The 21,566-nt window shown below is 66.3% G+C and carries 21 protein-coding genes and 1 tRNA gene; 10 read left to right on the top strand and 12 right to left on the bottom strand.

The window, feature by feature from the left end:
• Positions 1–51 precede the first annotated feature (51 nt).
• The 3 genes from ACQY8B_RS03420 to ACQY8B_RS03410 all read left to right on the top strand — a co-directional run bounded on the left by ACQY8B_RS03420 (position 52) and on the right by ACQY8B_RS03410 (position 4,017).
• Positions 52–1,317 (top strand): phage major capsid protein, encoded by a 1,266-nt coding sequence (locus ACQY8B_RS03420; RefSeq protein WP_422085406.1) that lies wholly within the window; start codon positions 52–54, stop codon positions 1,315–1,317.
• On the top strand, positions 1,314–1,472 hold the full coding sequence (locus ACQY8B_RS03415) for a hypothetical protein (protein ID WP_422085405.1): 159 nt from the start codon (positions 1,314–1,316) through the stop codon (positions 1,470–1,472). Before ACQY8B_RS03420 ends, ACQY8B_RS03415 begins: the two co-directional genes overlap by 4 nt.
• Before the next feature lie 121 nt (positions 1,473–1,593).
• Complete coding sequence (locus tag ACQY8B_RS03410) at positions 1,594–4,017, top strand: phage tail tape measure protein (protein ID WP_422085404.1); 2,424 nt, start codon at positions 1,594–1,596, stop codon at positions 4,015–4,017.
• 61 nt (positions 4,018–4,078) lie between these two features.
• Here ACQY8B_RS03410 and ACQY8B_RS03405 read toward each other — a convergent pair.
• From ACQY8B_RS03405 to ACQY8B_RS03385, 5 genes are all read right to left on the bottom strand, one after another.
• A tRNA-Ser gene (locus tag ACQY8B_RS03405) sits at positions 4,079–4,168 on the bottom strand.
• A gap of 59 nt (positions 4,169–4,227) precedes the next feature.
• Positions 4,228–5,559 carry a serine--tRNA ligase gene (gene serS / locus ACQY8B_RS03400; RefSeq protein WP_422085403.1) on the bottom strand — a complete coding sequence of 444 codons (1,332 nt, stop codon included), beginning with the start codon at positions 5,557–5,559 and terminating at the stop codon, positions 4,228–4,230.
• 24 nt (positions 5,560–5,583) lie between these two features.
• Positions 5,584–6,549, bottom strand: coding sequence for a threonine/serine dehydratase (locus ACQY8B_RS03395; RefSeq protein ID WP_422085402.1), 966 nt, complete (start codon positions 6,547–6,549; stop codon positions 5,584–5,586).
• Positions 6,546–7,514 carry a 4-hydroxy-3-methylbut-2-enyl diphosphate reductase gene (gene ispH / locus ACQY8B_RS03390; protein WP_422085401.1) on the bottom strand — a complete coding sequence of 323 codons (969 nt, stop codon included), beginning with the start codon at positions 7,512–7,514 and terminating at the stop codon, positions 6,546–6,548. The genes ACQY8B_RS03395 and ispH overlap by 4 nt, the downstream gene beginning before the upstream one ends.
• The gene (locus ACQY8B_RS03385) at positions 7,511–7,954 is read right to left on the bottom strand and encodes an FKBP-type peptidyl-prolyl cis-trans isomerase (protein WP_081265914.1); all 444 of its coding nucleotides are present in this window, start codon (positions 7,952–7,954) and stop codon (positions 7,511–7,513) included. Before ACQY8B_RS03385 ends, ispH begins: the two co-directional genes overlap by 4 nt.
• Positions 7,955–8,062: 108 nt before the next feature.
• Here ACQY8B_RS03385 and radC point away from each other — a divergent pair, with 108 nt between their 5' ends.
• Positions 8,063–8,740, top strand: a complete 678-nt coding sequence (gene radC / locus ACQY8B_RS03380; protein WP_422085400.1) for a RadC family protein — start codon at positions 8,063–8,065, stop codon at positions 8,738–8,740.
• A complete protein-coding gene (locus tag ACQY8B_RS03375) occupies positions 8,740–9,396 on the top strand; it encodes a Smr/MutS family protein (protein WP_422085399.1) in 657 nt (218 codons plus the stop codon). Before radC ends, ACQY8B_RS03375 begins: the two co-directional genes overlap by 1 nt.
• A 57-nt stretch (positions 9,397–9,453) precedes the next feature.
• On the opposite strand, the gene ACQY8B_RS03370 is transcribed toward ACQY8B_RS03375, so the two are convergent.
• The 4 genes from ACQY8B_RS03370 to fabV all read right to left on the bottom strand — a co-directional run bounded on the left by ACQY8B_RS03370 (position 9,454) and on the right by fabV (position 14,672).
• Positions 9,454–11,520 carry a bifunctional 2',3'-cyclic-nucleotide 2'-phosphodiesterase/3'-nucleotidase gene (locus tag ACQY8B_RS03370; RefSeq protein ID WP_422085398.1) on the bottom strand — a complete coding sequence of 689 codons (2,067 nt, stop codon included), beginning with the start codon at positions 11,518–11,520 and terminating at the stop codon, positions 9,454–9,456.
• Between the two features lie 133 nt (positions 11,521–11,653).
• Complete coding sequence (locus ACQY8B_RS03365) at positions 11,654–12,883, bottom strand: NAD(P)/FAD-dependent oxidoreductase (protein ID WP_422085397.1); 1,230 nt, start codon at positions 12,881–12,883, stop codon at positions 11,654–11,656.
• A gap of 154 nt (positions 12,884–13,037) precedes the next feature.
• The gene (locus tag ACQY8B_RS03360) at positions 13,038–13,448 is read right to left on the bottom strand and encodes a group II truncated hemoglobin (RefSeq protein ID WP_422085396.1); all 411 of its coding nucleotides are present in this window, start codon (positions 13,446–13,448) and stop codon (positions 13,038–13,040) included.
• A 27-nt stretch (positions 13,449–13,475) separates the two neighbouring features.
• On the bottom strand, positions 13,476–14,672 hold the full coding sequence (gene fabV / locus ACQY8B_RS03355) for an enoyl-ACP reductase FabV (RefSeq protein ID WP_422085395.1): 1,197 nt from the start codon (positions 14,670–14,672) through the stop codon (positions 13,476–13,478).
• Positions 14,673–14,940: 268 nt separating this feature from the next.
• Between fabV and ACQY8B_RS03350 the strand changes: the two genes are divergently transcribed.
• The 5 genes from ACQY8B_RS03350 to ACQY8B_RS03330 all read left to right on the top strand — a co-directional run bounded on the left by ACQY8B_RS03350 (position 14,941) and on the right by ACQY8B_RS03330 (position 19,087).
• Positions 14,941–15,768, top strand: a complete 828-nt coding sequence (locus ACQY8B_RS03350) for an ABC transporter substrate-binding protein (protein ID WP_422085394.1) — start codon at positions 14,941–14,943, stop codon at positions 15,766–15,768.
• A gap of 162 nt (positions 15,769–15,930) precedes the next feature.
• The gene (locus ACQY8B_RS03345; RefSeq protein ID WP_422085393.1) at positions 15,931–16,626 is read left to right on the top strand and encodes an amino acid ABC transporter permease; all 696 of its coding nucleotides are present in this window, start codon (positions 15,931–15,933) and stop codon (positions 16,624–16,626) included.
• Between the two features lie 12 nt (positions 16,627–16,638).
• Positions 16,639–17,349, top strand: a complete 711-nt coding sequence (locus ACQY8B_RS03340; protein ID WP_422085392.1) for an amino acid ABC transporter permease — start codon at positions 16,639–16,641, stop codon at positions 17,347–17,349.
• Positions 17,346–18,089: an amino acid ABC transporter ATP-binding protein gene (locus tag ACQY8B_RS03335; protein ID WP_422085391.1), complete on the top strand. Its 744-nt coding sequence runs from the start codon at positions 17,346–17,348 to the stop codon at positions 18,087–18,089. The genes ACQY8B_RS03340 and ACQY8B_RS03335 overlap by 4 nt, the downstream gene beginning before the upstream one ends.
• Positions 18,086–19,087, top strand: a complete 1,002-nt coding sequence (locus ACQY8B_RS03330) for an isopenicillin N synthase family dioxygenase (protein WP_422085390.1) — start codon at positions 18,086–18,088, stop codon at positions 19,085–19,087. The genes ACQY8B_RS03335 and ACQY8B_RS03330 overlap by 4 nt, the downstream gene beginning before the upstream one ends.
• Here ACQY8B_RS03330 and ACQY8B_RS03325 read toward each other — a convergent pair.
• The 3 genes from ACQY8B_RS03325 to ACQY8B_RS03315 form a co-directional block, all read right to left on the bottom strand.
• The gene (locus ACQY8B_RS03325; protein WP_422085389.1) at positions 19,030–19,353 is read right to left on the bottom strand and encodes a hypothetical protein; all 324 of its coding nucleotides are present in this window, start codon (positions 19,351–19,353) and stop codon (positions 19,030–19,032) included. The genes ACQY8B_RS03330 and ACQY8B_RS03325 overlap by 58 nt on opposite strands.
• Positions 19,350–20,045 carry an HAD family hydrolase gene (locus ACQY8B_RS03320; RefSeq protein WP_422085388.1) on the bottom strand — a complete coding sequence of 232 codons (696 nt, stop codon included), beginning with the start codon at positions 20,043–20,045 and terminating at the stop codon, positions 19,350–19,352. Before ACQY8B_RS03320 ends, ACQY8B_RS03325 begins: the two co-directional genes overlap by 4 nt.
• Positions 20,046–20,128: 83 nt before the next feature.
• Entirely contained in the window at positions 20,129–21,466 is a 1,338-nt protein-coding gene (locus ACQY8B_RS03315) for an MFS transporter (RefSeq protein ID WP_422085387.1), read from the bottom strand.
• Positions 21,467–21,566: the final 100 nt, after the last annotated feature.

The following is a 21,566-nucleotide window of genomic DNA, read 5'->3' as shown; positions in this document are numbered from 1 at the left end:
CGCGTCCGTCGAACATCAGAAAAGACGGGCGCTTCGTTCTGAAAGCGACCTATGAAACTCTTCCGTACCCGTTCCATCTTTGGCCTCGCCATCTGCGCGCTGGCTTTCGTGTCGATCGCCGCTCAAGCCTCGGGCGTCGACGTTTCCGGCTTCGTCGCCGCACACCGTGACGTGTTCGCGGGGCTCGCGATGCTCGGCTTTGCCGGGGAGGTGACGCAAGTCACGCCCGAACAGATCAAGGAGAAGCTCGACCAGATCAGCGGCTCGGTCAAAGAAAAGACCGACGAACTGCTGGCCCGCGTGCGCGAAGTCGAGCAGAAGCAAGATCGCGGGGGCTCGGGCGACGGCACGACTGGCGGCGACGCTGAAACCATGTCGGCTCTCGTGGCCGTCGATGAGGGTTTCAAGATGGTGCAGACCGCACGCATCAAGTCGACGCAGATCAAGCTGCCGACGACCTCGCTGCACCGCAAGGCTGCACTCACCAGCACCACGGGTGCCGCCGCCCTCAATGCGCAGCGCCTGGCCGGCTTCGTCGTGCCTGCGCAGCGCAAGCTGACGATCCGCGACTTGGTGCCGAACCTGCGCACCGACGCCGGCAGCATCGAGTACGTGCGTGAGTCGGCCAGCACCAACGGCGCCGCAGTGGCGGCCGAAGGCTCGGTGAAGGGCGAATCGAGCGTGACCATGGAGCTGGTCACCGCCAACGTGGTGACGATCGCGACCTGGCTGCAAGCATCGAAGCAGATCCTGGCCGACTCGGCACAGCTGCAGAACTACCTCGACAACCGCCTGCGCTACATGGTGCAGTTCGCCGAAGAGCTGCAGCTGCTGAAGGGCTCGGGCGTGGGCAACAACCTGCTGGGCCTGTACACCGCCGCCACGGCCTACGCTGCGCCCATCACGATCACTTCGCCCAACCGCATGGACGTGCTGCGCCTGGCGATCGGCCAGCTCGAAGACGCGAACTACAACGCGAATGGCATCGTGCTGCACCCGGACGACTGGACCGCCATTGAGCTGCTGAAGAACGACGATGGCGACTACCTCAAGGCCGACCCATCGAGCGCGAACCCGCGCACGCTCTGGGGCCGCCCAGTGGTGACGACCACGGCTATGACCGTCGACACCTTCCTGGTGGGCGACTTCGCCACGGCAGCCACGCTGTACGACCGAGAAGACCTCGTGCTGGACATCGCAACGCAGGATCAGGACGACTTCATCCGAAACCTGGTCAAGCTGCGCATGGAAGAGCGCGTGAGCCTGGCAGTGCAGCTGCCTGGCGCGATGGTCAAGGGCGATCTGACCCCGGCATGACCATTCACGGCCACCGCCGAATGATCCTCGAGCTCTGCGCTGAGTTGGGCGTCGAGATCATTCCCCGCGGCGTCGGCATGCTGCTGCGCGGACCCGGCGTCTACATCCTCTGCACTGACCTCAAAACGATCAGTGTGGGCGACCTCATCGACTAGCCCTCTGGGGCTCGGGATCACACGGACAGTGCCCGGCGTTCATACCGAAAACCCCGTGAGCCGGCAGCGCACCGAACTGAAAACGGCGCGCGTGGCCGGCATTTTCATTTGAAGGATCAACATGACTGCTTCCGCTGGTTCCCTCGTAGTTAAGCTCGGCCTCGATGCTGCCGAGTACACGCAGGGCCTCACAAAATCCGAGTACCAGGCGCGTCAGTTCGGCGAGAAGATCGGGACCGCGATCAGGGATGGCGCGGCGCTGGCCGTTGCGTCCCTGGCCACGATTGGCACGGGTGCCGTTGCTGCCTTCGCCGCATTCGACTCGCTGGTGAAGAAGGCCGGCGACTTCCAGGACCTGGCCGAGAAAACCGGTGCGAGTGCCGAGGGGCTCGCGTCTTTCGGTACTGCTGCTGGAACCGCCGGCACTACCGTGGATGCTGTCGCCGAGGCCAGCATCAAACTGACCAAGAACCTGACCGGCGTCGACGACGAATCGAAGGCCGCGGGCGCTGCTGTGAAGGCACTGGGGCTCGATCTCAAGGACTTCAAGAGTCTCTCTCCAGAAGACCAGATCTCCGCTGCCAGCAAGGCACTGGCGGGCTTCGCCGATGGCGCCGGAAAGACGGCGGTGGCCACCGCGCTGTTCGGGAAGTCAGGTGCTGAACTCCTGCCCTTTCTGAAGGCGCTTGATGAGCAGGGCGGCCGGCACGTCATCCTCACACAGCAGCAGATCGACCAGGCCGACGAGTATGCCGACAAGCAAGCCAAGGCACAGGCCGAGCTGCAGCAGTACGCCCAAGCCCTCGCCACCCAGGCGCTGCCCGCCGTCACCGCATTCACTGGCGCACTCACGGACACCATCAAGGAGATGCTGGGCGTAGGCAAGGGCGCAGATGCTCTGAAGAACAGCACGGCCATCGCTGACTTTGCCGAGAACGCAGTGAGTGCGCTCGGTTTCGTGCTCGATGCCGCTGATGGTGTGGCGCGTGTTTTCCGTGTCGTCGGTACTTCAATTGGTGGCGCTGCTGCTGCCGCGGCTGCCGCCGCCTCTGGCGAGTTCTCTCAAGCGAAGACCATCATGGGATCGATCGGCGAGGAGGTGGATAACATCCTCCTGCCGGAGACCTTCGGCGCAAAGCTCAAGGCTCGAATCGAGGCGACCAAAAAAGCCGTCGCAGCGGCTGCAGCGGTCGGAGATACGGCGCAAGCGAAGCCGAACATTAAATTCAATGGGGCCGTAGGCAAGGGTGGGAAGGACGCCTCCGCGCAAGAGGCCAAAGCCCAACTTGCCGCCGACCTCGACGCCATCAAGAACGCACAGGCAGCAGTCGTCAGCAGCTACAGCAACCAAGAGAAGATCCTTTCGGCCCTGCGCTCGGCCGGGCTGACAGAGGACAGCGAGTACTACGCAGAAAAGAAGCGCCTGCTGGACCTCACGACGGCCGCGCAAGAGTCGGCATCTCAGCAGGCCATTGCTCGCCTGCAACAGGAGAAGCTGACCGGCAAGGATGCGATCGACAACGCTCGCAAGATCGCCGACGAAGAGGCCAAGCTGAAGAAGGTCCGCGAGGATGCGGCTACCCAGGCGAAGGTCTATGGCATCGAGAGCGAGGCCGCGAACAAGCGCATTGCCTCTTCGCTCCTCTCTGCCCGGCAGGCTGCGCAGGACTTCTTCGACACGACGAACCAGGGCTACGCGCGTGCGATCGATGGCGCGGGACAGGGATCTAAGGCTCGGGACTTCGCCGCTGGCATCACCCAGATCGAAGACAAGTATCGGCAGCAGCGCCAGGCATTGCAAAACCAGCGCTCGCAGGCTGAGCTTATGGGCTCCTTCGGGCCTGACGCACAGCGCCAGTATGACGCGCAGCTCGCGATCATCAACGAGTTCCAAGGCAAGGCCATCGCGTCCTATCAGACGACTTACAGCACTCTCGATGCGCTCTCGAAGAACTGGCAGACCGGCGCGTCCGAGGCGCTGGCCAACTACGCAACCGAGGCCCAGAACACGGCAAAGCTGACGGAGCAGGCCTTCGGGAGTGCATTCAAGGGGGCCGAGGACGCGATCGTCAACTTCGTGAAGACCGGAAAACTGGATTTCAAGAGCCTGGCCGACTCGATCATTGGCGATATCGCTCGGATCTTCATCAAGCAGCAGATCACCGGGCCGCTGGCGGGCCTGCTTGGGGGCTTGTTCAGCCCGACTGCAACGGCAGGCAGCGGCATCACTTCGATCGTCGGTATGCCTGGGCCGATTTGGGGCAAGGCGGTAGGAGGCCCGGTGTCCGCCGGCAGCATGTACCGTGTCAACGAGAACGGCCCCGAGCTGCTCGACGTGAACGGCAAGCAGTACCTGATGATGGGCAACGCCAATGGACGCATCACCCCGAACAGCGAAGTAGGCGGCGGCTCCGTTGTCAACAACTTCACGGTCGGCGATGTGGCCACCGTCGGCATGCTCAAGCAGGCGCTTGCCGCTTCACAGGCACAGTCCGCGCAGGCGCTGAGCCGCAGCCAGCGCTATGGGGGCGCGTTCGCGGGATGATGGTGCGGATGTGGGAGCGGAAAGCAAAACGGGCCGTTAAGGCCCGTAAATGCTGACTTCTTGGAGGAGAGGGAGGGATTCGAACCCTCGGTACTATCGCTAGTACGCCTGATTTCGAGTCAGGTACATTCGACCACTCTGCCACCTCTCCGGTGCTGTCGAGCCTCTGATTATAGCGGAGAAATTTCCGCTATTTGAAGCCCCAGCGCTTCAGGCACGCAAAACTTCGGCGCCGCCGATGTACGGCCGCAACGCGGCCGGCACGTTGATCGAGCCGTCTTCGTTCTGGTGGTTCTCCAGCACGGCCACCAGCGCGCGGCCCACTGCCAGGCCGGAACCGTTGAGCGTGTGCACGAGTTCGTTCTTGCCCTGCGCGTTCTTGAAACGAGCCTGCAGGCGACGCGCCTGGAAGGCTTCGCAGTTGGAGACTGAGCTGATCTCGCGGTAGGTGTCCTGCGCCGGCAGCCACACTTCCAGGTCGTAGGTCTTGGCGGCGGTGAAACCCATGTCGCCGGAGCACAGCAGCACCACGCGGTACGGCAGCTCCAGCGCCTGCAGCACGGCCTCGGCGTGGCCGGTCATCTGTTCGAGCGCTTCGTAGCTCTTTTCGGGGTGCACGATCTGCACCATCTCGACCTTGTCGAACTGGTGCTGGCGGATCATGCCGCGCGTGTCGCGGCCAGCGCTGCCGGCTTCGGAGCGGAAGCACGGCGTGTGGGCCGTGACCTTGATCGGCAGTTGCGACTCGGCCACCACCTCGTCGCGCACGAAGTTGGTCAGCGGCACTTCACTGGTCGGAATGAGGTACAGCGCCGAATGGTCGGGCGCCGGCTCGCCGTCCTGGCCGCCCTTTTTCGCGGCGAACAGGTCGCCCTCGAACTTGGGCAACTGGCCGGTGCCGCTGAGCGTGGCGGCATTGACGATGTAGGGCACGTAGCACTCGGTGTAACCGTGCTTCTCGGTCTGCAGGTCGAGCATGAACTGCGCGAGCGCGCGGTGCAGGCGGGCGATCGGGCCCTTCATCACGGTGAAGCGCGAGCCCGCGAGCTTGGCGCCCATCTCGAAATCAAGGCCCAGCGGCGCGCCCAGGTCGACGTGGTCCTTGGCGGCAAAACCCAGCGGCTTGGCGTTGGCGCCAGCGCCGCCCTGCGGGGCCCAGCGGCGCATTTCGACGTTGCCGGTCTCGTCTTCGCCCAGCGGCACGCTGGCGTGCGGCAGGTTGGGCACGGCGAGCAGCAGGGCCTGCAGCTCGGGCTGGATTTCTTCGAGGCGTTTGGACTGCGATTCCTGCTCGGCCTTGAGCGCGTTGACTTCGGCCATCAGCGCATCGACCGACTCGTCCCTGGCCTTGAGCGGGCCGATCTGCTTGTTCAGCGTATTGCGGCGCGCCTGGATTTCCTCGGTGCGGGTTTGCAGCGTCTTGCGCTCGGCCTCGAGCGCGGTGAACGCCGACACGTCGAGGTAAGGCTGGTTTTTCTTGCGTTTTTCAAGGCCGGCCACGGCGGAGGCCAGGTCTTTGCGGAGCAGGGTGATGTCGAGCATCGGTCGATTTTAGAGGGCGGCTTGTCAGGCGACGGTGGCGGGGTCGACGTTGGCGCCGCAGACGATCAGGCAAACCTTCTCGCCTTCGCGCGGCACATAGGCGCCCGTTTGCAGCGCGGCCAGCGGCAGCGCGGCGGCCGGCTCCACCGCGAGCTTGAGCTCCTTCCACAGCCACTGCTGTGCTGCACGGATGGATTCGTCGGACAGCAGCAGCGCCTGCGCGACCTGCTGCTGCGTGATTTCCCATGCGATGGCGCCGATGCGGCGCGCGCCGAGCGAGTCGGCCGCGATGCCGCCCACTTCGACGTCGACCGGCTCCCCGGCTTCGCGGGCGCGGAACAGGGTCGGGGCCTTCTCGGGCTCCAGCGCCACCACGCGGGCGCGCTTCTCGAACCAGCCGGCAAGGCCGCCGATCAGGCCGCCGCCGCCAACGCTCACGAGCACCGAGTCGGGCAGGCCGCCCTGCGCTTCGATTTCGCGGCCCAGCGTGCCGGCGCCGGCCACCACTTCGGGCTGGTCGTAGGCGTGCGTGAGCAAGGCGCCGGACTCCTTCTGGCGCGTGAGGCATGCCGCCAGCGCATCGGGATAGAGCTGGCCGACGACGACGACTTCGGCGCCCAGCGCGCGCAGGCGCGCACGCTTGGCTTCGGGCGACACACCCGGCAGGAAAACCTGGCAGGGCACGCCCAGCGCCTGTGCGGCGGCTGCGGTGGCAATGCCGGCATTGCCGCCCGAGGCCACGACCACGCCGCTCGCGGGAATGTCGTTGGCCAGCAGCCGGTTCATCATGCCGCGCGCCTTGAAGCTCCCGCTGACCTGCATCTGCTCGAGCTTGAGCCAGACCTCGGCGCCCGGCGCCGTGACGCCGAAGGCGGCTGCCGGCAGCTTCCACAGCGGCGTCTGGCGCAGGAAATGACCGGCGCGCGCGTCCAGCCTGGCGGCGGCGCTCTCGATTTCGGAGCGCCAGAGGTTCGTGTTCTTGTCGTTCAAGAGATGTGTCCGGGAGGGGGGATGTCGTCGAGCTTGAGGCCCTTGGGGAGCGGAAACTTGATGGTTTCCTCGATGCCGTCCATCTTGCGGACGGACACCGCGCCGAAAGCGCGCACGCGGTCGATCACCTCGCGCACCAGCACTTCGGGGGCCGAGGCGCCGGCGGTGAGGCCGATGCGCGTCTTGCCCTCGAACCACTCGGGCTTGAGCTCTTCGGCGGAGTCGACCATGTAGCTCTCGGTGCCCAGGCGCTGCGCCAGTTCGCGCAGCCGGTTGCTGTTGGAGCTGGTGGGGCTGCCGACCACGATCACCAGGTCAACCTGCGGGCTCATGATCTTCACCGCGTCCTGGCGGTTCTGGGTGGCGTAGCAGATGTCCTGCTGCTTGGGCTCGCGCACGGCCGGAAAGCGCGCGCGCACCGCGGCGGCGATCTCGGCGGCGTCGTCCACGCTCAGCGTGGTCTGGGTGACGACCGCGAGCTTGTCGGTCTGGCCCGGCGAGACCTTGGCCACGTCTGCCACGTCTTCCACCAGGTGGATGCCGCTGGACAGCTGGCCCATCGTGCCCTCGACCTCGGGGTGCCCCTTGTGGCCGATCATGATGAATTCGTAGCCCTCTTTCGCGAGCTTGGCCACCTCGACGTGCACCTTGGTCACGAGCGGGCAGGTGGCGTCGAAGATCTCGAAGCCGCGGTCGCGCGCCTCCTGCTCCACGGCCTTGCTCACGCCGTGCGCGCTGAAGACCAGCGTGGCGCCGGGCGGTACGTCGGACAGCTCCTCGATGAAGATCGCGCCCTTGGCCTTAAGTTCGTTCACCACGTAGGTGTTGTGCACGATCTCGTGGCGCACGTAGATCGGCGCGCCGAACTTGGCGATGGCGCGCTCGACGATCTCGATGGCGCGGTCCACGCCCGCGCAGAAGCCGCGCGGCTCGGCCAGGATGACTTCGGAGATGCCGGTGTTCATAGCACCCCGATGAGCTTCACTTCGAAGGTCACGGGCTGGCCGGCCAGCGGGTGGTTGAAGTCGAAGCGCACGCCGGTCTCGTTCGATTCGATCACCGCGCCGGCATAGCTGCCGGTGCCGTCGGGGGTGGGGAACTGCACCACGTCGCCCACGGCGTACTGCTCGTCGGGGTCACCCATCTGGGCGAGCAGCTTGCGGGCCACCCACTGCTGCATGTCGGGGTTGCGTTCGCCGAAGGCCTCGCCGGCGGGCAGCTCGAAGGTGGCGTGGGTGCCCTCTTCCAGGCCCATCAGGCGCTGCTCCATGGCGGGCGAAAGCTCGCCGGTGCCCAGCGAAAGGGTCGCCGGCTTGTCGGCGAAAGTGTTGATGATGTCGCCTGCCGGACCGGCCAGCCGGTAGTGCAAGGTCAGGAAGGAGCCGAAAGTCACGACTTGGGACATGGGAGCGGCGGAGGTGGGCAAAGACAAGGTAGGTGTCCCGATAAACTGGAACTCATTTTAAGGACCGGGGCTTCCACCCGGCTCCGCCAAGGTTTCACCCAGGGTTTCATGGCATTCAAGGATCTCCCTCTCGACGCCCGTCCACGCGAAAAACTCATCTCGCGAGGCGCCGCCGCGCTGGCGGATGCCGAGTTGCTGGCCCTGCTGCTGCGCACCGGCGTGGCGGGCAAGAACGTGCTGCAACTGGCCCAGCAACTGCTCGAGCGCTTCGGCGGCCTGTCGGGCCTGCTGCACACCGGCGCCGACGACCTCAAGGCCGTCAAGGGCATGGGCGGCACCGCCAAGCGCTCCGAACTGATCGCGGTGCTCGAACTGGCGCGGCGCGCCATGGGCGAGAAGCTCAAGGAGCGCACGGTGTTCGACTCGCCCGAGGCGGTCAAGCAATACCTGCAGCTGCACATCGGCTCGCGGCCGCACGAGGTGTTCGTGGTCGTGTTCCTCGACGTGCAGCACCGCCTCATCATGCTGGAAGAAATGTTCCGTGGCACGCTCACGCAGACCAGCGTCTACCCGCGCGAAGTGGTCACGCGTGCCATCCACCACCAGGCCGCGGCCGTGGTGCTGGCCCACAACCATCCCAGCGGCAGCATCGAGCCGTCGCGCGCCGACGAATCGCTCACGCAGACGCTGCGCGCCGCGCTCGCCCTGGTCGACGTGCGCGTGCTCGACCATGTCATCGTGAGCCCCGGCCAGAGCTTCTCGATGGCCGAGAAAGGATTGCTCTGATGCCCCAACGTTCACCCGCGCTCAAGAATCTCGCCGACCTCAAGCAGGTGCAGCGCGTGCTGGCCGAAACCCGCGAGCGCGAAGCGGCCGAGGCGGCTGCCAAGGCCGCCGCCGAACGCAAGCGCGCCGCCGAGAAAGACCTGTTCGCCCGCGCCATCGGCGCCACCGAACCGCTGCGCCGCAAGGCGGCCGTGCCGCTAGCGCCCGAGCCGCCGGCGCCCATCCCGGTGCAGCACCAGCTCGACGAGCAGCGGGTGCTGCGCGAATCGCTGTCCGACGAGTTCGACGTGACCACGCTGCTCGACGTGGACGACGCCATGAGCTTTCGCCGCCCCGGCATCGGCACCGACGTGACGGCCCGGCTGCGCAAGGGCGACTGGTCCATCCAGGCGCAGGTCGACCTGCACGGGCTGCGCAGCGACGAGGCGCGCGAAGCGCTCGGTGGCTTCATCCGCAATGCCTACAAGCAGGGTTTGCGCTGCGTGCGCGTGGTGCACGGCAAGGGCCTGGGCTCGCCGGGCAAGCAGCCCGTGCTCAAGACCAAGACGCAGCGCTGGCTGATCCAGAAGAACGAGGTGCTCGCCTTCGTGCAGGCAAAGCCGGCGGAGGGCGGCGCCGGGGCGCTGGTAGTGCTGCTGGCGCCCGCGCGGCGCTGAGCCACGAGGCAGGCAGGAGACGCCGCCGGACGCCACCAGCCTGCCTTCATTTGCCCCTTACGGGTTCAGGTCGAGCTTGTAGCGCGATTGACCCTTGCCGCCACCGTCGTCCGCAGCCAGCAGCGAGATGTTGGTCAATCCCGCGGCCGTGGCCGCGCCCAACTGATTCGGCGCCGAAGAGAAGACCACGTTGCCCGCCGTCGCGACCTTCGTGAAGGTCCAGCTGCGCGCTGCACCGTTTGTTGCGCGCGTGATGGTCTTCTTGGCCTTGATGTAGTCGATCAGCACGTCGCGGTTCGCGTCGGGAGACGGGTAGATCGTCGCGCGGCCGTCCAGCGCGGGAATGAAGCTCGCGCCGCTGGTCGCACGGTAGTTGTTCGTCGCGATGACGAACTCCTTCGCCGTGTCGATGGGTGCGCCCATGTACATCAGGTTCTTGATGCGGCTGCCCACCGCCTGGGTCACGTCGATCTCGTACTGCACATCCGGCGTGGTGAACATGTCGAAGTTGTAGCCCGGGAAGGTGCTGATCAGCTGCTGGTCCGTCGTCAGCGCGGGGTTGATCCTGTTGAAGCGCTTGGCGGCGGCTTCGAGCCAGCCCTTGATCTCGGCGCCCGTCACCTTCACCGCGTACACCGTGTTCGGGTACAGGTACAGGTCTGCCGCGTTGTTGATCGCCACGTTGCCGGCCGCCACGTCCGTGTAGTCACGGGCGCCTTCATAGCCCGACTTGAAGGGCGCGCTCACCGACAGCACCGGCAGGCTCGCGTACTGCGGCAGGTTGGCCTGGATGTAGTTCTTCACGTAGTCGGCCTGCGCCTGGTTCACGATCTGGATCGCGCCGGGGTCGCCCACGTCAGCGAAGTAGGTGCTCATCTGGAAGTCGGTGGTGCCGATCGGCGTCTTCACGTAGGCGATGGTGGCCTGGTGCTGCGTTTCGACCAGCGGCGCGACGCTCGATTCGGCATCGACGTAGATCGCCTTGCCCGCGCCGTCCTTGCCGGTCTGCGTGGAGCGCGCCTCGACGAAGGTCTTGGTCTTGTCCACGCCCCATGCCTTGCCGTCATACACGAGGTCGAGCTTGATCAGGCCCAGCGCCTTGCCCCACGAGCTGGCCATCACGGCCGGCACGCCGTTGACGGTGCCTGCGGCGTTGTCCACGCCGGCCTGCGTGTAGCCCGGCTTCGTGCCGCGATCGGGGAACGTGCCGTGCTGGTGGCCCATCATCAGAGCGTCGATGCCCGCCACCTTCGACAGGTAGAGGCCGGGGCTTTCCATCGTCGGCGAGTACGGCGATGCATCGAGGCCGCCGTGCTGCAGCGCGACCACGATGTCGGCGCCCTTGGCGCGCAATTCGGGAATGTATTTGGTGGCGGCCTCGACGGCGCCTTCGGTGCGCACCTTGCCTTCGAGGAAACGCTTGTCCCAGTTCAGGATGCCGGGCGTGGTGAAGCCGATCACGCCGACCTTCACCGGCACCGTCACGGTCTTGCCGTCGGGTGCCGTGGCGGTGAACTGCTTGGTCACGATGGTGTACGGCGCGAGCAGCGGCTTGCCGCTCTTCACGCTCTGCACGTTGGCCAGCACCATGGGGAAGGTCGGGCCGGCGCACTTTTTGGTGCCGTCCACGCCTTCGACGTCGAGGCCGCCGCCGATCACCTGGTTGAGGAAATCGAGACCGTAGTTGAACTCGTGGTTGCCCAGCGTGCCGGCGTCATAGCCGGTGGCGTTCATGGCCTTGTAGATAGACAGCGGCTGCGTGCACGGAACGCGGCTCACCAGGGCCTCGTAGTCGGCCAGCGCCGTGCCCTGGATGGTGTCGCCGTTGTCGAACAGCATCGTGTTCGGGAATTCCTTGCGCGCCGCGTTGATCAGCGTGGCGGTGCGCTCGTAGCCGTACGACTTGTCTTCGGCGAGCTTGAAGTAGTCGTAGCTGCGCACGTTGGCGTGCAGGTCGGTCGTCTCCAGCAAGGCGACCGTGGCGCGCGTGCCCTTGGCAATGGATGCCGGCGCGGGGTCGGTCGTGGGCGTGGAGGTGACCGGGGGAAATACGGTGCCGCCACCACCGCTGCCGCCGCCACAGGCGGTCAGCACGGCAGCTATCACGGCGGCACAGGTAGACATGGGGGCGAGGCGTAATAGCGACGTGGCCGCTGCGTTTTTTTTCATCGAGAGCTCCCTCTGCAGGATTGGAGAAGGAGGCAGTCTCTGAAAGCGCAATGACAGGCTGGTGAACCCAGCCTGACTTGCGGCGCAATTACGACAGGTGGTTTTTCAGGGGGATTGACGCATCGGCTATCACCGCCGGCTCGGGGCTGCGGCCTGCTTCGAGCAGCTTGCGGCTCATCATGTGATCGACCGGCGCGTTCACCGATTCGACGCACACCAGATGTCCATCGACATAGTGGAACAGCGAGAACGCATTGGGGTTCGCGCCCGGACCGGGGCGGCGCACGCTGGTCAGGTCCGGCGTGCCTTCTGCCGGCATCAGGCCCACCATCTGCAGCCGCATGCTGCCCTGGTCGGACCAGAACCACGCCACCGCGTCGTGGTCGCGTGCCGCGCCGATCAGCGTGGCAACCGCCGTGCGCGCCTGGTCATTCGCGTTCTGTACCGACTCGAGCCGCAGCGCGCGGCCCGCACGGCGATCGGGGAAGCGCGTGCAATCGCCAACGGCCAGCACGTCGGCCGCGCTGGTCTGCATGTGGCTGTCGACCACGATGCCGTCGGCGCACTCGATGCCGGCCGCCTGCGCGAGCGCGGTCTCGGGCACGGCGCCGATGCCCAGCAGCAGAAGGTCGACCGGCTGCTTCACGCCGTTGACCTGCACCGACACCAGCCGGTCGCCTTCGACTTCGAACGCGCCGGTCTGCGCACCGAGCACGATGTCGATGCCGGCCGCGCGATGCGTGGCCAGCACATGTGCCGACAGTTCGGGCGACACCGCGCGGCCCAGCAGGCGCGGCGCGCTTTCGATCACCTGCACCGACTTGCCCAGCGCCTTGGCCGTTGCCGCCACTTCGAGCCCGATGAAACCGCCGCCCAGCACCGTGACCGTCTCGGCCGATGCGAGCCGGGTGCGCAGGCGATGCGCCTCGTCGGCGGCGCGCAGGCTGGCGACGTTCTCCAGGCCCGGCTTCAGGTCGGGCATCTGGCGCGCGCGCGTGCCGGTGGCCAGCACAAGCCGTTCCCAGGGCAGCACCGCGCCCGAACGCAGCGTGACGGTGTGCGCCTCGCGGTCGATGGCCACGGCCGCATCGCCCAGGTGCAGCGTGATGCCTGCCTCGCGGTACCAGTCGGCGGCCTTGTGCGGCTGCGTGGTTTCCTCTGCGCTCTTCAGGAAGGCCTTGGACAGCGGCGGGCGGTGGTAGGGCTCGCAGGCTTCTTCGCAGACCAGGTGCACGCGAGCGCCCTGCCCGGCTTCGACAAGGCCGGCGCAAAGCTGGGCCGCGGCGTGGCCGCCGCCGATGATGACGATGGAATTCATGGAGACAGGTCTTTCAAGTCGTTGTGTATCTTGGTTACTCAGCAGCCGGCTCTTTTCAAGAAACGCCGAGGAACCGGCTCCGCCGGGCCTCTGGCGTTGCCCCCGGCAGGGGGAAGGAGAAGCGACACGAAGTGCGCGAAGCCTGGGGGCGAGCCTATGACCGCATCCAGTCGGCGGTCTTGAAGAAGGAATCGCGAAGGCGTGCGCGCAGGTCTTCAGGCACGCCCGTCTCGCCCATGGCCTGGTCCATGCAGGCCAGCCACTGGTCGCGTTCCTTGATGCCGATGGTGTGGCCTCCGATGCTCTGCGGCAGGTGCCGCGCGCGCAGCATCGGGTGGCCGAAGCGGTCGGTGTAGTGCTGCGGGCCGCCGAGCCATCCGCACAGGAACCAGAACAGGCGCTGGCGTGCGTTGTCGAGGCTGGAGCCGTGCACCGCGCGCAGTTGCGCGTAGGCGGGCTCGAGGTCCATCAGGTCATAGAAGCGCTCGACCAGCGCCTCCACCTTCGGTTCGCCGCCGATCCAGTCGAACGGCGTGCCGGCGGGCGGCTTTTCTTGAATCTGCATGGGCGCAAGTATCCGTGCCGCAGGTGCTCAGGCCTGCACGAGATTCGGAATGCCCACGTCGGGGTTCACGTCGGCCTCGTAGTCCACGCCTTCCACCGCAAAGCCGAAGAGCCGCAGGAACTCGGTCTTGTAGCCCGCGAAGTCGCTGATGGTGTTCAGGTTCTCGTTGGTCACCTGCGGCCAGAGTTCGAGCACGCGGGCCTGCACCTGCGGCGCCAGTTCCTTGTAGTCGGCGCGCAGGCGGCCTTCTTCGTCGATGTGCGGCGCGCTGCCGTAGAGGCTGTCGGCATAGAGGCCATGCACCTGCTCGATGCAGCCTTCGTGCGTGCCCTGCGCCTTCATCACCTTGAACAGCAGCGACAGGTACAGCGGCATCATCGGGATCGCCGAACTGGCCTGCGTGACGACCGCCTTGAGCACCGACACGCGCGCGTCGCCGCCCTTCGCGGCCAGCGTCTCGCGAATGCCCAGCACCTTCTGGTCGAGGTCTTTCTTGGCCGCGCCGATGGAGCCGTTCCAGTAGATGTCGTGCGTGATCTGCTCGCCCAGGTAGGTGAAGGCGGTGGTCTTGGCGCCATCGGCCAGCACGCCGGCCTGCTGCAGCGCGTCGATCCACATCTGCCAGTCTTCGCCGCCCATCACGGCCACGGTGTTGTCGATCTCTTCCTGCGTCGCGGGCTCGAGCACCGACTCCTTCACGGTGCCGCTGTCGGTGTCGAGCCCGCGCAGGCTCACCGACTTGCCGATGGGCTTGAGCACAGAGTTGAAGACCTGGCCGGTCTTCGGATGCGTGCGGCGCGGCGCGGCCAGGCTGTAGACCACGAGGTCGACCTGGCCCAGATCGGCCCGGATGGCGTCGATGGTCAGCCGCTTCACCTCGTCGGAGAAGCCGTCGCCGTTGATGCTCTTCGCATAGCGCCCCTCGGCCTCGGCGGCGCGATGGAAGGCGGCGGTGTTGTACCAGCCGGGCGAGCCGGGGCGGTTCTCGCTGCCCGCGCGCTCGAAGAACACGCCGAGCGTGTCCGCGCCGCAGCCGAAGGTGGCGGTGATGCGCGCGGCCAGGCCATAGCCGGTGGACGCGCCGATGACCAGCACCTTCTTCGGCCCACCCGCGATGGGCGGCCGGGCCTTGACGTAGTCGATCTGTTGCCGGACGTTGGCTTCGCAACCCGCCGGATGGGTCGTCACGCAGATGAAGCCGCGCACACGCGGTTTGATGATCATGGAGAACTCGCTGGATGGGATATCTGGAAAGAGCGGCCGGGGCATGCCTGGAGGGGAGCACACTTTCGTTCACGACCGGCCGGTCGGCGACGTGAATTTAACCCAGCACGAAAGTCGGGCCTTCAGCAGCCCCACGGGCATGGCAGGCACGGAGACACCGGCGTGCCACTCATAGCCACGCGCACATGTCGATATATGAATTGACCATTTAATAATCCGAAGTTTTATTGATATGGTCTCGCCCTGCTTTCCCCCAAAGGAGAAGAACATGCGCTTGAACCTGATTGCCGCGGCAGTTGCCGCCTCCGCCCTGCTGCTCGGCACCGTCGCACATGCCGACCAGTTGGCCGACATCAAGAAGAAGGGCGAACTGGTCGTCGGCGTGCTCGGAACCGACGAGCCCGCGACCTTCATCGATCCGAAGACTCGCCAGATCGTCGGCTACGAAGTCGACCTGGTGAACGCCATCGCAAAGAAGATCGGCGTGAAGCCGGTGCTCAAGCAGATCGCGGTGGCCGCGCGCATTCCGGAGCTGCAGCAGGGGCACGTCGACCTGGTGGCCGCAGGCCTCACGCACAACAAGGAGCGCGAGGCGCAGATCGATTTCTCGCTCACCACCTTCGTCACCGGCCAGAAGGCCATCGTGAAGAAGGACAGCGGCATCACCGAAGTGCCGCAGCTTGCCGGCAAGAAGGTGCTGACCATTCGCGGCGGCACGCAGGAGCCGAACATCCGCAAGGCCGTGCCCAACGTCGAGGTCGTGACCTTCGACACCAGCCAGCAGGCCTTCCAGGCGCTGCAGCAAGGCAAGGGCGTGGGCTACGTGGACGACGAGGCCGCGCTGCTGCGCAGCTACGCCAAGCTGGGCCCGCAGAAGGCGCAGTACGTGGTGCTCAAGCAGAACCTGAGCACCGAGGCGCTGGCCATCGGCATCAAGAAGGGCGAGGCCGGCCTGAAGGCCGTGGTGGACGATACGCTGCGCGAGCTCGAGAAGTCGGGCGAGGCAGAGAAGATCTTCATCAAGTGGTACGGCCCGAACACGGCGTCGGGCTTCCAGACGCGCGACTTCAAGCTCGACTCCGACAAGATCGACTGAGCCCGCGTTTCTCCTTCCCCCGCTGGGGGAAGGCCGGGATGGGGGCGAGCGGCCTTCGCATGAGCGCCGCATCTTTCCAGACGCCGTCGCGCCCCCACCCCATCCCTCCCCCAGCGGGGGAGGAAGCCAAGACCGAGCGCGACGGTGATACTGTCGCCCCCCATGCCCCTGTTCGACTATTCCTTGCTGCTCACCGGCAAGTACCACGACATGCTGGTCGCGGGCCTGCTGCTGTCGCTGCAGCTGCTCGCGGCCGCGCTGGTGCTGGCACTGCCCATCGCGCTGGTGGTGGCGCTGCTGCGGCTGTCGCCGTTCGCGCCGCTGCGATGGCTCGGCTTTGCATACGTGGAGTCGATCCGCAACATCCCGCTGCTCGCGCACATGCTGTTCTGGTACTTCGGCGCGCCCGAGTTGCTGCCCGAGGGCATCAAGCAATGGCTCTACGCGGGGCACATCGAGGCCTTCAGCGCGGTGATCGCGCTGGCGCTGTACACGGCGGCCTTCATGGCCGAGGACATCCGCAGCGGCATCCGCGCGATTCCCGTGGTGCAGTTCGAGGCCGGGCGCGCGATGGGCTTCAGCTATCTGGCCACCATGCGCCGCGTGGTGCTGCCACAGGCGCTGCGCGTGACCGTTCCGCCGCTCATCTCGCAGACGCTGAGCCTGTGGAAGAACACGTCCATCGCCACCGTGATCGGCGTGGCCGAGCTGATGTACCAGGCCGGGCAGGTCGAGAGCGCGACCTTCCGCAGCTTCGAGTCTTTTGCGTTCGCCAGCGCTGCATACCTCACGGTGTCGCTGGCCATCACGGGACTGGCCACCTGGTACCACCACCGCTTCCCGGTGCGGACGATCTAAAGGCCCGACGCGATGCTGCAGATCATCAACGACTACTGGGTCTACTTCCTTATCGGGCAGTACCCGAATGGCCCGCTCGGCGGACTGGTGCTCACGCTGCTGCTGGCCTCCTGCGGGCTGGTGCTCGCGCTGCCGCTGGGCATTTTGCTCGGGCTGGCGCGCGTGAGCCCGTGGCGCTGGCTGCGCTGGCCGGTCACGGGCTTCGTGTTCGTGGTGCGCGGGCTTCCGCTCCTGATGGTGATCTTCTGGGCCTATTTCTTCCTGCCCAGCGTCACCGGTGTGAAGACCGACCAGTTCACCACCATGCTGATCGCGCTGGTGGTGTTCGATGCCGCCTACCTCGCCGAGATCGTGCGCGCCGGCATCCAGGGCCTGCCGCGCGGGCAGATGGAAACCGCCCGCGCGCTGGGCCTGGGCTACGGCCGCGCGATGCGGCTGGTGGTGCTGCCGCAGGCGCTGCGCAGCATGCTGCCTTCGCTGGTGAACCAGTTCGTCTCGACCATCAAGGAAACCTCGCTGGGCTACATCATCGGGCTGGCCGAGGTGTCGTTCATCGCTACGCAGATCAACACGCAGGTGTTCACCAAGCCGGCGCAGATCTACCTGATATTGGGCGGGACGTATTTCATTCTCTGCTTCGGCCTGTCGCGCTTCGCCTACTGGCTCGAGCGCCGGCTCGCGCGCCGCGGCATCTCTACCGCCACCGCCAAGGTGTCCGCATGATCGAACTCGAAAAAATCAACAAGTGGTACGGCAGCTACCACGCGCTGGTCGACATCACCGAGACCATCCACAAGGGCGAAGTCGTCGTGGTGTGCGGGCCATCGGGCTCGGGCAAGTCGACGCTGATACGCACCTTCAACCGGCTGGAGCCTATTCAGTCGGGACGCATCGTGGTCGACGGGCAGGACATCCATGCGCCGGGCCTGGACGTGAACGCCTTCCGCTCGCGCATCGGCTTTGTCTTTCAGCAGTTCAACCTGTTCCCGCATCTCACGGTGCTGCAGAACTGCACGATGGCGCCCATGCAGCTGCGCGGCCTCACGCGCAAGGAAGCCGACGAGCGCGCGATGGCACTGCTGCACCGCGTGGGCCTGTCGAACAAGGCCAACGCATGGCCCAGCGAACTGTCGGGCGGCCAGCAGCAGCGCGTGGCCATTGCGCGCGCGCTGGCCATGCAGCCGCCGCTGATGCTGTTCGACGAGCCCACCAGCGCGCTCGACCCCGAGATGGTCGGCGAGGTGCTGCTGGTGATGCGCGACCTCACGCGCGACGGCATGACCATGGTCTGCGTGACGCACGAGATGGGCTTCGCGCGCGAGGTGGCCGACCGCGTGCTGTTCATGGACGAAGGCAAGGTGCTGGAGCGCGCCACGCCCGACGACTTCTTCAACCGCCCGCAGCATCCGCGCGCGCAGCAGTTCCTGTCCGATATCCGCTCCCCTTTCTCGAGAGACGCATGACCGACGCATCACTCCCACTCATCGACGTTTCGGCGCTCGTGGCAGGCACCGCCGGGCGCGATACTGTCGCCGCGCAGATCGGCGCCGCCTGCCGCGCGCACGGCTTCTTCTACGTGACCGGCCACGGCGTCGACCCCGCGCTGGTGCAGCGGCTCGAAGCGCTGAGCCACCGGTTCTTCGACCTGCCCGAAGAAACCAAGATGCAATGGCGCATGGCGCTTGGCGGTCGCGCATGGCGCGGCTTCTTTCCGCTGGGGGGCGAGCTGACCTCGGGCCGGCCCGACTGGAAGGAAGGCCTCTACCTCGGCACCGAACTCCCCGCCACCCACCCGCTGGTGCAGGCGAAGACGCCGGTGCACGGCCCCAACCTGTTCCCCGACGTGCCGGGCTTTCGCGAAACCATCCTCGACTACATGGCGGCCGTCACACAGCTCGGCCACCGGCTCATGGAAGGCATCGCGCTGAGCCTGAGCCTGCCGGCCGGCTACTTCGCCGAGCGCTACACGGGCGATCCGCTGATCCTGTTTCGCCTGTTCAACTACCCGTCGCAGCCTGTGCCCGAAGGCCTGGACGTGCAATGGGGCGTGGGCGAGCACACCGACTACGGGCTGCTCACGATCCTGCACCAGGACCACATCGGCGGCCTGGCGGTGCACACGCCCGGCGGCTGGATCGACGCGCCGCCGGTCGCGGGCTCGTTCGTCTGCAACATCGGCGACATGCTCGACCGCATGACCGGCGGCCTCTACAAGTCGACCCCGCACCGCGTGAAGCGCAACACGTCAGGGCACGACCGGCTGTCGTTTCCGCTGTTCTTCGACCCGAACTTCGAGGCGCGCGTGCAGCGCATCGAAGGCCTGGCGGGCGCCGAAGCGCGCGACGACAGCGCCGAGCGCTGGGACCGCGCCAACGTGCACGCCTTCAGCGGGCGCTACGGCGACTACCTGCTTGCGAAGGTGTCGAAGGTGTTCCCGCAGTTGCGCGACGAAGTACTCTGAACGGCCGGCGAAGGCTCGTCCAGAAAAACGTCTTCCCAGCGCTCGATGTCGGCGTCGGGATCGGAAATGGGCACGAGCTTGTCGCTGCGGCAATAGAAGGTCCAGCCCTCGAACAGCACGTCGTAGTACGTGCCGGGCAGGTAGCGCTCGCTCGGCGCCTCGTAGGGCGGCGAAACCACTTCCACGATCCGTCCGACCGCACGCTCGGTGAAGGGCGACGCCAAACAGCTGTCGACCACATGGCAGAGCGTGCCTATCCTGATCATGCGGGTTGCTTTCCTCGCGTCCCTGCCGGCGACGGAAACCAGCGCGGCAGGTGCGGCACCGCGTCGTGCAGCGACTCGAGCACATGGAACGCCCGGCCGGTGATGGCTTCGGGAGGATGCTTGAGGTCGGGCACCACCACCACCCGCAGCCCCGCCGCAAGCGCCGACTTGGCGCCGTTCTCGCTGTCCTCGAAGGCGATGCAGTCGGCCGGGGCCCCACCCAGCCGCTCGGCCGCGAGCAGGTAGAGCGCCGGATCGGGCTTGGCGCGCGTCACCTCGTCGCCGCCCGCAAATGCCGAGAAATGGTGCAGCAGGCCGAGGCTGCCGAGGCAGGCCTCGATCTGCCTGCGCGTGGACGACGAGGCCACGGCACATCGGATGCCACGCTCGCGCAGGGCGCCCAGGAATTCGGCGGCGCCGGGCTTGATGGGAAAGAGCGGCGCGCCGTCGGCGCGCTCGAGCTGCAGATACCGGCGCACATGCTCGATGGCATGGCGGTAGGCCTCCGAACCGCCCAGCAGCGACGCGAGGATGTGTTCGGATTCCACGGTGGAGAGCCCCACGACCTGCAGGTACTGGCTGTGCGAAAGCTCGATGTCGAGCGTGCGGGCGGCCTCGATCCAGGCGGCCATGATGGGGCGCTCCGAATCGATCAGCAGCCCGTCCATGTCAAAAATTGCGGCGGCGAACATCCGACGCATCCTAATGAAAAAGGGGCCGAACCGGCCCCTTTGGAAGAAACAACCGCTGCGCGCGCTGCGGCTTGGCGACCTGGTCAGTCGCGTGCCAGCGCCCGGTTCAGCCCCAGCGCGGCCAGCGTGGCGACAGCACCCGACAGCAGGTACACGCTCACATAGGCCAGGCCAAAGTGTGCAGACAGGCCCAGCGCGACCAGCGGCGCGAACGCCGCGCCGACCAGCCATGCCACGTCGGCCGTCAGGGCGGCGCCAACGTAGCGGTACTTGGGCGCGAAGTTCGAGGTCACGGCGCCGGCTGCCTGGCCGTACGACAGGCCAAGGATGACGAAGCCCACCAGGATGAAGATGTCCTGGCCGATGCGCCCGCCATCGAGCAGCGTGGGTGCGAAGCCGCTGAACGCGGCGATCACGGCAGCCAGCCCGCCCAGCGTGAAGCGGCGGCCGATGCGGTCGGCCAGCAGGCCCGAGGCCACGATGCCGGCGGCGCCGAGCACAGCGCCGATCATCTGCACGACCAGGAATTCGGTGACGGACTGGTCGGAATACAGCGTGATCCACGACAGCGGGAACACGGTGATCAGGTGGAACAGCGCATAGCTGGCCAGCGCGGCGAAGGCGCCGATCAGGACGTTCGAGCCTTGCGAGCTGACCAGCTCGGTCACGCTGGTGGGTTCCAGTTCACGCTCTTCGAGCAGGCGCGAGTATTCGTCGGTGGCCACCAGGCGCAGGCGGGCGAACAGCGCCACCACGTTGATGGCGAAGGCCACGTAGAAGCTGTAGCGCCAGCCCCAGTCGAGGAAGTCTTCCGACGGCAGGCTCGAATACAGGTAGGCGAACAGCGCGCTGGCAATGAAGAAGCCGATGGGAGCGCCCAGCTGGCCCAGCATGGCGTACCAGCCACGGCGGTTGGCAGGCGCGTTCAGCGCGAGCAGGGACGGCAGGCCGTCCCACGAGCCGCCCAGCGCCAGCCCCTGGCCGAAGCGGAAAACCGAGAGCAGCACGATGGCCGTGAAGCCCAGGCTGGCGTAGCCCGGCAGGAAGGCGATGCCGGCGGTCGACGTGCCGAGCACGAAAAGCGCCAGGGTCAGCTTGGCTTCCCGCCCGAAACGTCGCTGGATGGCCATCGAGATGACAGTTCCGAACGGACGCGCGATGAAGGCGAACGAGAAAATCAGGAAAGAGTAGAGAACACCTTCAAGATGTTGCTCGAACGGGAAGAAAACCGCAGGAAACACCAGCACCGAGGCGATGCCGTAGACGAAAAAGTCGAAATATTCGGATGCGCGGCCGATGATCACGCCAACCGCGATCTCGCCGGGGGCGATGTGCGAGTGGTCGTCGCCCTGCCGGGCACCGGCTTCGGGCGAGTTCGGCAGCGGATGGGCGCCTTGCGGACTGATGCTGGACGTCGTCATTGCTTCTGTAATTCGGGTGTCACCTCGGGAAGTGACACATGGGATCATGGACAACCTATAGCGTCTCACCGAAACACATTTACCGCCATAGGACAAAACG

Source organism: Variovorax sp. (genome assembly GCF_965279555.1).
Lineage (GTDB): Bacteria > Pseudomonadota > Gammaproteobacteria > Burkholderiales > Burkholderiaceae_C > Variovorax.
Note: the sequence above shows the minus strand (reverse complement) of the source record. Positions and strands in the feature narration are given on the sequence as shown.